The organism is Pseudomonas sp. GW823-FHT01D03 (assembly GCF_058798255.1).
This window is the reverse complement of record NZ_JBXAKK010000001.1, coordinates 3766991-3781569: the sequence shown is the minus strand read 5'-3', so window position 1 is coordinate 3781569 and position 14579 is coordinate 3766991. Positions and strand designations below refer to the sequence as shown.

15 protein-coding genes are annotated in these 14579 nt (G+C 57.3%); 8 read left to right on the top strand and 7 right to left on the bottom strand.

The window, feature by feature from the left end; translation table 11 throughout:
• Positions 1–151 precede the first annotated feature (151 nt).
• The 4 genes from AC1RBR_RS16400 to AC1RBR_RS16385 all read right to left on the bottom strand — a co-directional run bounded on the left by AC1RBR_RS16400 (position 152) and on the right by AC1RBR_RS16385 (position 4209).
• Entirely contained in the window at positions 152–1027 is an 876-nt protein-coding gene (locus AC1RBR_RS16400; RefSeq protein ID WP_095136577.1) for an ABC transporter permease subunit, read from the bottom strand.
• Positions 1024–1905, bottom strand: coding sequence for an ABC transporter permease subunit (locus tag AC1RBR_RS16395; RefSeq protein ID WP_492567250.1), 882 nt, complete (start codon positions 1903–1905; stop codon positions 1024–1026). The genes AC1RBR_RS16400 and AC1RBR_RS16395 overlap by 4 nt, the downstream gene beginning before the upstream one ends.
• Positions 1906–1934: 29 nt before the next feature.
• Positions 1935–3077: a polyamine ABC transporter ATP-binding protein gene (gene potA, locus AC1RBR_RS16390; protein ID WP_041073459.1), complete on the bottom strand. Its 1143-nt coding sequence runs from the start codon at positions 3075–3077 to the stop codon at positions 1935–1937.
• A 370-nt stretch (positions 3078–3447) separates the two neighbouring features.
• Positions 3448–4209, bottom strand: coding sequence for a gamma-glutamyl-gamma-aminobutyrate hydrolase family protein (locus tag AC1RBR_RS16385; protein ID WP_027611688.1), 762 nt, complete (start codon positions 4207–4209; stop codon positions 3448–3450).
• Between the two features lie 282 nt (positions 4210–4491).
• Here AC1RBR_RS16385 and AC1RBR_RS16380 point away from each other — a divergent pair, with 282 nt between their 5' ends.
• From AC1RBR_RS16380 to AC1RBR_RS16360, 5 genes are all read left to right on the top strand, one after another.
• Positions 4492–5868: a glutamine synthetase family protein gene (locus tag AC1RBR_RS16380; protein ID WP_027611689.1), complete on the top strand. Its 1377-nt coding sequence runs from the start codon at positions 4492–4494 to the stop codon at positions 5866–5868.
• 181 nt (positions 5869–6049) lie between these two features.
• A complete protein-coding gene (locus AC1RBR_RS16375; RefSeq protein WP_492565558.1) occupies positions 6050–7540 on the top strand; it encodes an aldehyde dehydrogenase in 1491 nt (496 codons plus the stop codon).
• A gap of 51 nt (positions 7541–7591) precedes the next feature.
• On the top strand, positions 7592–8875 hold the full coding sequence (locus AC1RBR_RS16370) for an NAD(P)/FAD-dependent oxidoreductase (RefSeq protein WP_103367713.1): 1284 nt from the start codon (positions 7592–7594) through the stop codon (positions 8873–8875).
• A gap of 411 nt (positions 8876–9286) precedes the next feature.
• Complete coding sequence (locus AC1RBR_RS16365) at positions 9287–9835, top strand: cupin domain-containing protein (protein ID WP_007957093.1); 549 nt, start codon at positions 9287–9289, stop codon at positions 9833–9835.
• 68 nt (positions 9836–9903) lie between these two features.
• Positions 9904–10332: a hypothetical protein gene (locus AC1RBR_RS16360; RefSeq protein WP_492565556.1), complete on the top strand. Its 429-nt coding sequence runs from the start codon at positions 9904–9906 to the stop codon at positions 10330–10332.
• A gap of 81 nt (positions 10333–10413) precedes the next feature.
• On the opposite strand, the gene AC1RBR_RS16355 is transcribed toward AC1RBR_RS16360, so the two are convergent.
• On the bottom strand, positions 10414–11388 hold the full coding sequence (locus tag AC1RBR_RS16355) for a DUF4393 domain-containing protein (RefSeq protein WP_492565554.1): 975 nt from the start codon (positions 11386–11388) through the stop codon (positions 10414–10416).
• Positions 11389–11726: 338 nt separating this feature from the next.
• Positions 11727–12002 (bottom strand): fructose-bisphosphate aldolase, encoded by a 276-nt coding sequence (locus AC1RBR_RS16350; protein ID WP_492565552.1) that lies wholly within the window; start codon positions 12000–12002, stop codon positions 11727–11729.
• Positions 12003–12595: 593 nt separating this feature from the next.
• Between AC1RBR_RS16350 and AC1RBR_RS16345 the strand changes: the two genes are divergently transcribed.
• A complete protein-coding gene (locus AC1RBR_RS16345; protein WP_095136569.1) occupies positions 12596–13009 on the top strand; it encodes a hypothetical protein in 414 nt (137 codons plus the stop codon).
• A 67-nt stretch (positions 13010–13076) separates the two neighbouring features.
• Here AC1RBR_RS16345 and AC1RBR_RS16340 read toward each other — a convergent pair whose 3' ends face one another.
• Entirely contained in the window at positions 13077–13508 is a 432-nt protein-coding gene (locus tag AC1RBR_RS16340; protein WP_492565550.1) for a hypothetical protein, read from the bottom strand.
• A gap of 166 nt (positions 13509–13674) precedes the next feature.
• Here AC1RBR_RS16340 and AC1RBR_RS16335 point away from each other — a divergent pair, with 166 nt between their 5' ends.
• Together AC1RBR_RS16335 and AC1RBR_RS16330 are read left to right on the top strand one after the other, a co-directional pair.
• A complete protein-coding gene (locus tag AC1RBR_RS16335; protein ID WP_492565548.1) occupies positions 13675–14064 on the top strand; it encodes a hypothetical protein in 390 nt (129 codons plus the stop codon).
• A gap of 15 nt (positions 14065–14079) precedes the next feature.
• The gene (locus tag AC1RBR_RS16330; RefSeq protein ID WP_492565547.1) at positions 14080–14502 is read left to right on the top strand and encodes an HD domain-containing protein; all 423 of its coding nucleotides are present in this window, start codon (positions 14080–14082) and stop codon (positions 14500–14502) included.
• The last annotated feature ends 77 nt before the right edge of the window (positions 14503–14579 follow it).

The following is a 14579-nucleotide window of genomic DNA, read 5'->3' as shown; positions in this document are numbered from 1 at the left end:
ACACAACCAGGGTGTACGTAAAACCTGTGGCGAGGGAGCTTGCTCCCGCTGGGCTGCGAAGCAGCCCCAAAAATCTTGTGAGCGCTGCGCACTCAAGCGGGAGCAAGCTCCCTCGCCACAGTTGTTCATCACAGTTGTTCATCGGTGTTGCTTAGGCGGTGACGGCGCGTTGCGGCTGCTGCCACGCCTCATTCGCCGTTTGATCCATCGCTTCCTGAATCGCTTTCTTGCGGTTGGCTTCTGCCTTGCGGCTGAAGTACCAGACGAGGAACGTCACCAACGACACCGCCAGCAGAATCAGACTGGCCACGGCGTTGATCTCCGGCTTCACGCCCAGACGTACCGCCGAGAACACTTCCATCGGCAGCGTGGTCGAGCCCGGGCCGGAAACGAAGCTTGCCAGCACCAGATCGTCCAGCGACAGGGCGAACGACATCATCCCGCCCGCTGCCAGCGACGGCGCGATCATCGGAATTGTGATCAGGAAAAACACCTTGAACGGCTTGGCTCCCAGATCCATCGCGGCTTCTTCGATCGACAGATCCAGCTCCCGCAGGCGGGCGGAGACTACCACCGCCACATAGGCGGCACAAAACGTGGTGTGGGCGATCCAGATCGTGACGATGCCACGCTCCTGCGGCCAGCCGATCAACTGCGCCATCGCCACGAACAGCAGCAACAGCGACAGACCGGTGATCACCTCAGGCATCACCAGTGGCGCCGTCACCAGACCGCCAAACAGCGTGCGACCCTTGAAGCGCGTCACTCGCGTCAGCACGAAGGCGGCGAGGGTGCCCAACGCCACTGCGGCAATCGCGGTGTAGCAGGCGATTTCCAGCGAGCGCACCACCGAGCCCATCAGTTGCGTGTTGTCGAGCAGGCCGACGTACCACTTCACTGACCAGCCTCCCCATACCGTCACCAGTTTCGAGGCGTTGAACGAGTAGATCACCAGAATCAGCATCGGCAGATAAATGAACATCAGGCCGAAGATCAACATGAACTTGGAAAAACCGAAGCGTTTCATCCCCGTGCCTCCATCTCTTTGGCCTGGCTGCGGTTGAACAGCAGAATCGGCACAATCAGGATCAACAGCATCACCACCGCCAGCGCAGACGCCACCGGCCAGTCGCGGTTATTGAAGAACTCTTGCCACAGCACGCGACCGATCATCAGTGTCTCCGGGCCACCCAGAAGTTCCGGAATCACGAACTCGCCGACCACCGGAATGAACACCAGCATGCAACCGGCGATGATGCCGTTCTTGGCCAGCGGTACGGTGATTTTCCAGAAGTTGTTGAAGTTGCTCGAACCCAGATCCGACGCGGCTTCCAGCAGGCTTCCATCGTGCTTCACCAGGTTGGCGTACAGCGGCAGCACCATGAATGGCAGGTACGCATAAACCACGCCGATATACACCGCGGTGTTGGTGTTGAGGATCTCGATCGGGTGATCAGTGAGCCCGGTCCACATCAGAAACGCGTTGAGCAGACCGTTGTTGCTGAGGATGCCCATCCACGCGTAAACACGGATCAGGATCGCGGTCCAGGTCGGCATCATGATCAACAGCAGCAGGACGTTTTGCGCTTCCTTGCTCGCCTTGGTGATTGCGTAGGCCATCGGGAAACCGATCACCAGGCACATCAGCGTGCTCAGCGCTGCGACTTTCAGCGAACCGAGGTAGGCCGACAGGTACAGCTCGTCTTCGCCGAGCATGGTGTAGTTGCCGATATTGAGCATCAGCTGGAATTTCTGTTCGGCGTAGGTGTAGATCTCCGAGTACGGCGGGATCGACAGCGCGGCCTCCGAGAAGCTGATCTTCATCACCAGGAAGAACGGCAGCATGAAGAACAGGAACAGCCAGATGAACGGGATGCCGATCACCAGTTTTCGCCCGCTGGGCACCAGGCGCAGGAATTGCTGATTGAAGGTTCTCATGAGCGCAATACCACGCCGCTGTCGTCTTCCCACCACACGTAGACCTTGTCGTCCCAGGTCGGACGCGCGCCACGGCGTTCGGCGTTGGCCATGAACGACTGGACGATCTTGCCGCCGGGCAGTTCGACGTAGAACACCGAGTGGCCGCCGAGGTAGGCGATGTCGTGCACCTTGCCTTCGGACCAGTTGTAGCGGGTCTCTGGCTTGAGCGTGCTGACGAGCATTTTTTCCGGGCGGATTGCGTAGGTGATCGACTTGTCCTGCACCGAAGTGCTGACGCCGTGGCCGACGTAAATCTTTTGCTGCAGATCCGGGCTGTGGATGATCGCGTGACCTTCAAGGTCTTCCACCACGGTGCCGTCGAAGGCATTCACGTTGCCGATGAACTCGCAGACCATGCGGCTGACCGGGGCTTCGTAAATGTCCACCGGGCTGCCGATCTGGGCGATCCAGCCGAGGTGCATGATCGCGATGCGCTCGGCCATGGTCATGGCTTCTTCCTGGTCGTGGGTCACCATCACGCAGGTCACGCCGACGCGCTCGATGATCTCCACCAGTTCCAGTTGCATCTGCGAACGCAGTTTTTTATCCAGCGCGCCCATCGGCTCGTCGAGCAGCAACAGCTTTGGACGTTTCGCCAGGGAGCGGGCGAGGGCGACACGCTGGCGCTGACCGCCGGACAACTGATGGGGTTTGCGTTTGGCATATTGAGTCATGTGCACCAGACGCAGCATCTCTTCGACGCGGGCGTCGATTTCGCTGGCCGGCAAACGGTCCTGCTTGAGGCCGAAGGCAATGTTCTGCGCCACGGTCATGTGCGGGAACAGCGCGTAGGACTGGAACATCATGTTGATCGGCCGCTCGTACGGCGGCATGTCAGTGATGTCCACACCGTCGAGCAGAATCCGCCCTTCAGTCGGCCGCTCGAAACCGGCGAGCATGCGCAGCAGGGTCGATTTGCCCGAACCGGAGCCACCGAGCAGGGCAAAGATTTCGCCCTGATGGATCTCCAGGGACACATCGTCCACGGCCGTGGTTTCGTCGAACTTCTTGGTGACACGATCGACTTTCACCAGAACCTTTTTCGGTTGCTGGTGGCCTTCAAGTGCCTTCCGGTAAGTGCTGGAGGCGTTTGCCATGTGAAACTCCCAACAGGTTTCGTTTGCTCGGCCAACGTGGCCGGGCTTAAGTGGATTGCAAGCCTGTAAGCGCATTGCCTGTCGGATCACAGTCCCCTGTGGGAGCGGGCTTGCTCGCGAAGGCGTCGTGTCAGTCGACATCGTTGTTGCCTGACGCACCGCTTTCGCGAGCAAGCCCGCTCCCACAGGGTTTTGCGTTGTCCTGACGGGCACTGCTCATACCGATCCGGCTTGTTCGGCGCCGCCGTCCTGGCTGCCTGGGTCGTACTTGTTGTTATTACGGTGTGTTGTTTTCACGGATGACGGATGCGCACACGCGCCGCCGCCGACCCCATGGGGGCAGTAAACAGTTTTGAAATCCTGGGTGGTGTCAGCGCTGGTTGCGTCGCGCCGCCCGTTGCCGACAGGCCTCGCCGAACGCCTGGAAAATCTTCAGGTAGTTCGGGTTGTCCAGCACCTGCCATTCCGGGTGCCACTGCACGCCGAGGGCGAAGGTCGGGCTGTGCTCGACCGAGATCGCCTCGATCAGGCCATCCGGCGCCACCGCTTCGGCACGCAGGCCGGGCGCGAGGCGGTCGATGCCCTGGCTGTGAATCGAGTTGACCTGGAACTCACCCGGCAACGCCAGCGCTTCGAACACACCGCCCGCCAACACGCTCACGGCATGCGCCGGTGCGTATTGCACGGCCACGTCCGGGCTGTCGGCTTCACGGTGATCGAGCATGCCCGGCAGCTCATGCACCTTTTGGTGCAGGCTGCCGCCGAAGGCCACGTTCATTTCCTGGAAGCCACGGCAAATGCCGAGCACCGGAACGCCCGCCGCAATGGCTGCACGCAATAAAGGAAGGGTAGTGGCGTCCCGCGCCGGATCGTGATCCGTGCCGGGTTCGCTGGCCGGGCCTTGATAGTGGAAGGGCTCCACATTCGAGGGGGAGCCGGTCAGCAACAGACCGTCGAGTTGACCGAGCAGGTCTTCGATCTCAGTCAGTTTGCCAAGGGAAGGAATGACCACTGGAAGACCCTGAGCGCCAACGCTGACAGCACGTACGTACTTGTCGCCGCTGATGTGATAGGGGTGCAGGCCAATCTGTTTGACGCACGCAGTAACGCCGATCAATGGCTTGAATGCCATTTTTATTCACCTCGAAGTTTGACACTTGAACGAGCTTTTCCGGAGCTTAGCCTCGTTGATTTTAATTAACAACTGCCATGTAAAAAATTCTAAACGCCGCTCAACCAATCTTCACGATTCCAGGCCTTGCGGCGCCTGCATTGGCACGAGAGTGTTAAAAAAAGCCCGAAAAATAAACGCTGAGCGGCCAGGTGTTCGCTATTGACTTCACTTTGCCTTTCGGATTGACTGGCTCGGCGAAACAGCGGTGAACATAATAATTAACAGCTAAATAGGTGCATCATGTCGGTCCCTCTGCGTGCCGTTCAACTCAACGAAGCAAACGCATTCCTTAAGAAACATCCTGAGGTTTTGTACGTCGACCTTCTGATTGCGGATATGAACGGTGTGGTGCGCGGCAAGCGCATCGAGCGCACCAGTCTTCACAAGGTTTACGAGAAAGGCATCAACCTGCCGGCCTCGCTCTTCGCTCTCGACATCAATGGCTCCACGGTGGAAAGCACCGGCCTGGGCCTGGACATCGGCGACGCCGACCGCATCTGCTACCCGATCCCGGGCACCCTGAGCATCGAGCCGTGGCAGAAGCGCCCAACCGCACAGTTGCTGATGACCATGCACGAGATCGAGGGCGAGCCGTTCTTCGCCGACCCGCGTGAAGTACTGGCCAACGTCGTGCGCAAGTTCGATGAACTGGGCCTGACCATCTGCGCCGCGTTCGAACTGGAGTTCTATCTGATCGACCAGGACAACGTGAACGGCCGTCCGCAGTCGCCACGTTCGCCGGTCTCCGGCAAGCGCCCGGTGTCGACTCAGGTCTACCTGATCGACGATCTCGACGAATACGTCGACTGCCTGCAAGACATCCTCGAAGGCGCGAAAGAGCAGGGCATCCCGGCTGACGCCATCGTCAAGGAAAGCGCCCCGGCGCAGTTCGAAGTCAACCTGCATCACGTCTCCGACCCGATCAAGGCCTGCGACTATGCGGTGCTGCTCAAGCGTCTGGTGAAGAACATCGCCTACGACCACGAGATGGACACCACTTTCATGGCCAAGCCGTATCCGGGCCAGGCGGGCAACGGTCTGCACGTGCACATTTCGATCCTGGACAAAGAAGGCAACAACATCTTCGCCAGCGAGGATCCCGAGCAGAACGCCGCGCTGCGCCACGCGATCGGCGGTGTGCTGGAGACCCTGCCGGCGCAAATGGCGTTCCTCTGCCCGAACGTCAACTCGTACCGCCGATTCGGCGCGCAGTTCTACGTGCCGAACTCGCCGAGCTGGGGCATCGACAACCGCACCGTTGCAGTCCGTGTGCCGACCGGTTCGGCCGACGCCGTGCGCATCGAGCATCGCGTGGCCGGTGCCGACGCCAACCCGTACCTGCTGATGGCTTCGGTGCTGGCCGGCATTCACCACGGCCTGACCAACCAGATCGAGCCAGGCGCGCCGGTTGAAGGCAACAGCTACGAGCAGAACGAACAAAGCCTGCCGAACAATCTGCGCGACGCATTGCGTGAGCTGGACGACAGCGAAGTCATGGCCAAATACATCGACCCGATGTACATCGACGTGTTCGTCGCGTGCAAGGAAAGCGAGCTGGCCGAGTTCGAGAACTCGATTTCCGACCTTGAGTACAACTGGTATCTGCATACGGTGTGATTTGCAGACCAACACCGACCCAATGTGGGAGCGGGCTTGCTCGCGAATGCGGTGTGTCATTCAAAGTTAATGTTGGCTGACACGACGCCTTCGCGAGCAAGCCCGCTCCCACAGGGGATTCGGCTACCCAATTCGATTGACGGGTGTTCGCCCGTCATCCACCCCTTGTCGAGCCACAACCATGACCAGCACCCGCAACGACTGGGAACAACGCTTCCAGTCCCTGACCATCGAATCCCGCGCGTTCATCAACGGTGAATACCGCCCCGCGATCAGCGGCGCCACCTTCGAATGCCTGAGCCCCGTCGACGGCCGTTTTCTCGCCTCCGTGGCCAGCACCGATGAAGCCGATGCCAACCTCGCCGTCGAAGTCGCCCGTCAGTCGTTCAACTCCGGTGTGTGGGCGCACAAGGCCCCGGCCGAGCGCAAACGCATTTTGATCCGCTTCGCTGATCTGATCCTGCAACACCAGGAAGAACTGGCGCTGCTGGAAACCCTCGACATGGGCAAACCGATCAGCGACTCCATGAGCATCGACATTCCGGCGACCGCCAACGCGATCCGCTGGAGTGCCGAAGCCATCGACAAGATCTACGACGAAGTCGCCGCCACCCCACACGACCAACTCGGCCTCATCACCCGCGAGCCATCCGGCGTAGTCGCCGCGATCGTGCCGTGGAACTTCCCGCTGATCATGGCCAGCTGGAAATTCGCCCCGGCGTTGGCAGCGGGTAACTCGTTCATCCTCAAGCCATCGGAAAAATCTCCGCTGACCGCGATCCGCATCGCGCAACTGGCGCTGGACGCTGGCATTCCGAAAGGCGTGTTCAACGTCCTGCCAGGCTTCGGCCACACCGTCGGCAAGGCGCTGGCGTTGCACATGGACGTCGACGTGCTGGCCTTCACCGGCTCCACGGCGATTGCCAAACAGCTGATGATTTATGCTGGGCAAAGCAACATGAAACGCGTCTGGCTCGAAGCCGGTGGCAAGAGCCCGAACGTGGTGTTTGCCGACGCTCCGGACTTGCGCGCGGCAGCCCAGGCTGCGGCCGGCGCGATTGCCTTTAATCAGGGCGAAGTGTGCACCGCCGGTTCGCGTTTGCTAGTCGAGCGTTCGATCCGCGAGCAATTCATCCCGCTGCTGGTGGAAGCGCTGCAAGCGTGGAAACCGGGGCACGCCCTCGACCCGGCCACCACCGTCGGTGCGGTGGTCGATCAGGGTCAACTGGAGAACGTGCTGCGCTACATCCGCATCGGCCGGGAGCAGGGCGCCGAGCTGATTGCCGGCGGTCAGCGCACCCTCGAAGAAACCGGTGGCCTCTACGTGCAACCGGCGATCTTCGATGGCGTGACCAATGCGATGACTATCGCCCGCGAAGAAATCTTTGGCCCGGTGCTGTCGCTGATCACCTTCGACACCGTTGAAGAAGCGCTGCAGATCGCCAACGACAGCATCTTTGGCCTCGCCGCCGGTGTCTGGACCAGCAACCTGAGCAAGGCGCATACCTTCGCCCGTGGCCTGCGTGCCGGCAGCGTCTGGGTCAACCAGTACGACGGCGGCGACATGACCGCGCCGTTCGGTGGTTTCAAACAGTCGGGCAACGGTCGCGACAAATCGCTGCACGCGTTCGACAAGTACACCGAGCTGAAAGCGACCTGGATCAAGCTCTGATTTTCTACAGCGGTGGTCGCTTCTGATGAGCGACCCTCGGAGAACAATAAAATGAAGCAACAACACGTCAACAGCTACTACGCCGCCACCCGCAACGAAGTCATCGACTTCCCGACCCTTGAAGAGTCGGTCGAGTGCGATGTCTGCATCATTGGCGCCGGCTACACCGGCCTGTCCTCGGCGCTGTTCCTCACCGAGGCCGGCTATAAAGTCACTGTGCTCGAAGCGGCGAAAGTCGGCTACGGCGCCAGTGGCCGCAATGGCGGACAACTGGTCAACTCCTACAGCCGCGACGTCGATGTGATCGAAGAGCGCTACGGCGACAAGACGGCGGAAATCCTCGGCAGCATGATCTTCGAAGGCGCCGACATCATCCGTTCGCGGATCAAGGACTACGACATCCAATGCGACTACCGCCCGGGCGGCATTTTCGCGGCGATGAACAAGAAACAGCTCAACGGTCTGGCCGAGCAGAAGCGCAGTTGGGAACGCTACGGCAACAAGAACCTGAAGATGCTCGACGCCGCTGACATTCGTCGCGAAATCGGCTCCGACGCCTACGTTGGCGGCCTGCTGGACCTGCAGGGCGGTCACGTTCATCCGCTGAATCTGGCCCTCGGTGAAGCAGCGGCCATCGTGCGCCTGGGCGGCAAGATCTACGAGCAATCGGCTGCCGTGGAAATCAAGTACGGCGAGCCGAACGTTGTGCGCACCGCCAAAGGCCAGGTGCGCGCCAAGTACCTGCTGATCGCCGGCAACGCCTACCTGCCGCAAGGTCTGGACAACCGCGTGACCGCGAAGAGCATGCCGTGCGGCTCGCAGATCGTCGTCACCGAACCGCTGACCGAGAAGCAGGCACGCAGCCTGATCACCAACAACTACTGCGTCGAAGACTGCAACTACCTGCTGGATTACTACCGCCTGACGGCCGATAACCGTCTGCTGTACGGCGGCGGCGTGGTCTACGGCGCGCGGGAACCGGATGACATCGAACAACTGATCCGGCCGAAGATCCTCAAGACCTTCCCGCAGCTCAAGGACGTGAAAATCGACTATCGCTGGACCGGCAACTTCCTGCTGACCATGTCACGCATGCCGCAATTCGGCCGCATCGAGAAAAACGCCTATTACATGCAAGGCTACAGCGGCCACGGCGTCACCTGCTCGCACCTGGCCGGCAAACTGATCTCGGAAATGATCCGTGGCGACGCCGAACGCTTCGACGCCTTCGCCTCGCTGCCGCACATGCCAATGATCGGCGGCCGCACCTTCTCCGCCCCCTTGACCGCCCTCGGCGCCGTGTACTACTCGCTGCGCGACCGCTTCGGCATCTGAGTTACCTCCCCGGCGGCGGTCCCCAGGACCCCGCCGGTTTTTTAATGCTGTAGCAACACCGCCGATGTCCAAACGTGGGAGCCGGCCTGACAACCGCTACCAAGTTGACTGACACAAAAGAGATCCAACTGTGGGAGCGGGCTTGCTCGCGAATGGGCCCTGTCAGCCAACACACACGTCGCCTGACACACCGCTTTCGCGAGCAAGCCCGCTTCCCACAGTTGCCGTATTACCAAGGCCAGAAGGACTTTTACCGCACCGTCCATCGAACCTGCTGAGCAACACCGGCAAACGTGATTTAATAGCCGCCTTTCACGGTTCCGGGACACGGGAGCAACGTGATCCGCGCCCTCAGCGCGTCACCCGCCACCCACCCCCATCGCCCTTAAGTCGTTCTCACATAAGGCTGTCATGGATACGGGTTCTCGACTCAAACTAGTACGCGAAAGCTACAAACTCTCCCAGCGCGAGCTGGCCCGGCGTAGCGGCGTGACCAATGCCACCATCTCCCTGATCGAACAGAATCGTGTCAGTCCTTCCGTCAGCTCGCTGAAAAAGCTGCTCGAAGGCATCCCGATGTCCCTGGCCGACTTCTTCACCTTCGACCAACCCCCGCGCGAACACCAATACGTCTTCCGCGCCAACGAACAACCCGACCTCGGCCGTCACGGCCTGCGTCTGCTGCTGATCGGCGCCTCGGTGCCGAGTCGTCAGATGCGCCTGCTGCGTGAGCAATACGCACCGGGCGCGAGTTCGGGGGAAGAGCCGATTGTTCACTCGGAAGGCGAGGAGTGTGGGTTGGTCACCCGTGGCACGGTCGAGTTGACGGTGGACGGGCAGGTGAGCGTGTTGAGTGCGGGGGATGGGTATTACTTTCCGACGACGCTGCCGCACAAGTTTCGGAATATCGGGGCGGATGAGGCGGAAATTATTAGTGCGAATACGCCGGCGAATTTTTGAAAGCTTAAATATTTTTCTTTTTAAAGGCTCTGACGTAATTAAAGTAGTATTTAGGTAAAGGTACTCCGATGAAGCTTGATTCGCTCGCCCATATTTTTACAGTCATTGCCTCTATCGGGACAGTGACAACCTTGATATTAGGATCATGTCAGTTTCAGAAGACACAAGCACTGGCGCAAGAAACCTTGCAGATGGAGCGAGAGGCTAAGGCTGTTGAGTTGTATATAAAGTTTAATGAGCTGAAAGAATCGGAAGTGGCGGGTAAATTGGACTTGAGATCAGAGGCGATTTATTGGCGTAATAATTCTCTTCTTAGTATAACCGAATCTATAGCAAATCTTACGCTGGGAAACTTGAATTGGCAGGAGACCATTAGTTGGATGTTGGAACTCCAGCAGCCGTTTCTTTCAGGTGAGCCATTAAACTGCAAAACATATTCGGACGAGTTTCGTAGAATGCTCGAGCGAACTGAGGGTGTCCAGTGTATTGGTTCTTGATAAATTGAAATTGTCGATGGAAATGGCAGGCCATTTAAATAGATCTGCCATTTTTCTGGAGGGGCAGGTGAGCTGAGTGCTTTATTTGGTTTTTATGCAGGCTTTTATAAATAGATGGCCAAGTGGTGAAAGCTTTACACCTCCACGAATTATTCTTGGGTTGAACTCTGGGTTAAGCTTTATGCTTTCTAATATTTCGTTTGTTTCTGCGCTGCTTTCAAGTTTGTTGAAGCCACTCTCGTCGTGCAGGAAGTAGCTGCTTGGCAATTCGACGAGCCCAAGTCTTCGTAGATTGTCAATGTAGAATGGACTCATTTCAGGGCGCTCACACTGGGCTGACTCTCCTAAGTCGTTAATTAAGACAGTGTGATCATATCCGCCACTTTGGTTTTTGAGTTCTGCTCGGATCGAAATCAAAGGGTATGCATCCCTACTAAGAAACAATTCCATTATTTTTGCTTCGTCTGAAGTCATTTGTCGTATCAGCTCAACAAAGGCAGGGTGCGCTTCAGGTGCAGTCGATTTGTCCATGGCAGTTGCTAACAAGTTTGCGTACAGTTCGCTAAGGCTGCTTTCACTACCAATATATCGGAGTGATTCCAGTAGTGGCCCAGCAATACTGGCTTTTGGTGGGGATATATTTTCTTGATCAGTGTCTTTTAGCTTTTCGGCTAGTTTTGCGGAAATAAATTCTTTGATTTGATCGTAACCCCAAACGAGCCCGTTGAAAGGCTCTAGTGCGAGGTTTACGGTTTTAGCTATAGTTTGTAAACCTTTTCCCACTTCTTTGGCTGCGGGCTGAATTGCGTCTTGGTAAATTGGAACCGCTTTAGCAAGGTTGGAAACTGCATCTAGTATGTCTTTACTGTTGGCAGGCTCGGTCATGAAGGCTCCAAGATTGTTTTGCGAGTTACTTTCTGCTTTAAATATTCTGACAGTAAAACGACAGAAATTTTGTCCAAAAAAAGGTGACAGGTTTTTTATGATCCTGTCACCTTTAATTTTATTTTTTCTTTGGCTTGCCCGCGTCACTGCGTTTGTCGCGGATTTGGCCATCATTATTCCTAGAGCGAGGTTGTTCACCGCCACCTGGCTTAGGGACATTCACGTTTGGGTTAATCGGTCGTCTATCTGTCATTTTTTCTTCCTTACTTTTTGAAGGTTCGTTAGAAAAATCACAGCCTTGATTCACTAAATACTCGGCATCTGTTGCTAGCCGAACTGCTGATGGCCAATGGCTGGCGTTGAAGCTATCAAATTGATGTCGCGAAATCCATAGCCATTTCTTGGAAGAGAAGGTGGTTCTGACTCGTACCGGGAATTCGCCGCGAGCAATTCGAAAAAAAGAGGCGCGATCTCTGTTGCTGAAACGTAGCGAGTCCTAACTAAGGACATCAAATCTCCCGCTTCTCTATCACCCCAAACACATCACTCACGTCCTGAACCAAGATTCTGGCGATGGTGGTAACGGTGTTGATGTCCTGTTCGGCATGATCGGGCAGGTGGATGCAGGCCATCAAATCCAAGTATTTCAGTACAGAATCGAGCCGTTCCCTGAGGCAGGCGTGTAGATCGCTCAGTGGGGCGTCGGCGTCGATGAGAAGGACAGGGCGGTCAGCCGCGGGGTGGGACATTTTCGCGTAACGGTGGAGCGGTGTTTTGGTCGTCATATGGAAAGGTCTCTTGGTAAAGGCGAGCCACCTTTCTGCTGCGAAACAAAATGGGTGGCAGATGTATGCGGGTTCGCAGACCGAGGAAGAGACCAAACCCGGCAGACCCGAAAGTCTCCCGCACACAACTGCCGTAAAACGTAACGCCGGCGAATTTTGCCAGAATTGTAGTTCGACGGTGTTGGTCAATTTTCCTTAGGGCTGCGAAACCCTATCGCCAAATTCGTTTAGCGACAGACCCACTCTAGGCATCGATCCCCACCGTCGCAATCAGCCTGTAGGACGTGAAATCACCAGGTGTGGCCAGCGCTTTCGCTCCCGGTCAGCGGCGCAACCGTCGTTAATCAAGGGTTGCGGAGTGTCAGGGGAAAATGACTCGCAGGGTATGGAACCGCTTCGCAGCCCCGTAAGAACAAGCTCCCTCACCACGCGCAGTCATTTCCTACGCGGTTTTCAGATCCCAAAATCCAGTACCCATCCCCGCCCCGGAACTTTCTTCAAAAACGATGTCAATTTGATGGCGTGTCGCGACGCTCATTTGAAACGGATAAACCAGTGCCAGGCTGTTTCCTGGCAAGCCAAGGAAGTGTGAGATGAAACTGATTTTTGCGATGTTGTTGATGTTCAGCGGTTACACGTTTGCCAGTTGTTCCAGCATCAGTGACAGCGATCAGCGCAATTATTGCCAGGCCACGCAGGAAGGCAGTACTTGCTCCTCAATCCGGGACAGTGATTTGCGTGCGTCCTGCGAAGCGGAGAAGGGCAGTACTTGTTCGAGCATTCGCGACAGCGACCAGCGCGCTTACTGCGAGGCGAAAAAGGGCAGCACCTGTTCGAGCATTCGTGATTCGGATTTGCGCGCTACGTGTGAGGCTGAAAAAGGCAGTACTTGCTCCAGCATCCATGACAGCGATCAGCGTGCATTTTGTGAGGCGAAGAAGGGCAGCACTTGTTCGAGCATCCGGAATTCGGACTTGCGCAATCAGTGTGAAGCCATGAAGCATTGATTTCCCACCATTTAGAGCAAAAAGGGACACCCATCGGTGTCCCTTTTTCATGCGCGCTTGAACGCCGTTATTTCGCCTTCCAATGCCCACCCCCGTTCTCGCAATCAATCCGCGCCTGCGGCAGATGCTCCACGTCGTAGTAATAGGTGGTCACTTGGGCGTTGTCGGGGATGTTCAGCGCCTTAGCGTTTTTGTCTTTGCTGGTGGAGTGCGGGTTGGCCAGGGATTCCTGGGTGAGGGTGGCGATACAGGTGGCCTGATAGTGATCGGCGCAGTGTTCGACCTTGGTTTTAGTGCTGCTGAGCATGTCTTTGCTTTCGTTGCTGCACGACCAGTCGATTGAGTTGACGGGCATGCCTTCGTATTCGTAGCAGCTGTGGGTTTCCACGGCGGGGACCGAGGCGCTGGAGGATTGGGTCTGGACGTCGCAGCCTTCGGCCATGACGCAGGTGGGGATGACGGCGAAGGTGGCGATCAGAAGCAGGAAGCGAGTGTTCATCGGGGTTTCCTCTTCAACGGCGCCGGGTCTGATCGATGATGTTGGCGCTTTATAGTTTCGAGACGGCGTGGAGGAGGGAGGTTCCATCGGGTTTTTGATTTGCTCCCGTGGCGTACACTGCGAAACAATCGGAAACATTCAGCGCCCAAGGATTGGAACATTGCCCATGATCGAAATTGGCAGCCGCAATAACGCGCTCCCCTCGCAGCATCCATTCCACGACATCTATCTGTTTCACATTGACCCTGCAAAGCCAGACTCGCCTTTCTGTTTCGAGCAGTCGATGTCCGGCGGGCATATGGAGCATGGCGGTGCGCGGTGGTTGGCGCTGAATGAGCTGGACGCTTGGCCGGGCGAGTGGCGTGAGCACCTGAGAAAAGCTGATTGTGCGTGGGTTGCCGAGTTGATCGATGCCCATCCGAAAGCCGATCAAGCAACACTTGTGTCGATCATCCTTCAGCGTCATTCCGGATCAGCAAAGCCAGTCGGGCGCCTGAAAGCGATCCGCAACTGGCTCAGACGCAACATCCACGTTGGCGGCCGCTATGGCGTTTAAACCACGGAGACTTCCATGACCCAGACCCTCGAACGCGCTATCGCCATCGCTGCCACCGCCCATGCCGGGCAGGTCGACAAGGGCGGTGCGCCGTACATTCTGCATCCGCTGAAAGTCATGTTGCGCATGACCACGCTGGAAGAACGCATCGTCGCCGTGCTGCACGATGTGGTCGAGGACTGCGGCATCAGCCTTGAGGATTTGCGTAAGGAAGGCTTCAGCGAAGACGTTTTGTGCGCTATTGAATCCGTGACCAAAGTGCCCGGCGAGTCCTACGAGGATTTTGTCGAGCGCGCCGCGCAGAACCCAATCGGTCGGGTGGTCAAGCTGGCGGATCTGGAAGAGAACAGCGACCTGTCGCGGATTGCCTCGCCAAGTTGGGAAGATCTGGAACGGGTCGAGAAGTATCGGCGGGCGATCGGGCGGTTGCGCACGTAAGAACGAATACCCCCCTGTAGGAGCTGCCGAAGGCTGCGATCTTTTGACTTTGATTCTTTAAAGGCAAGATCAAAAGA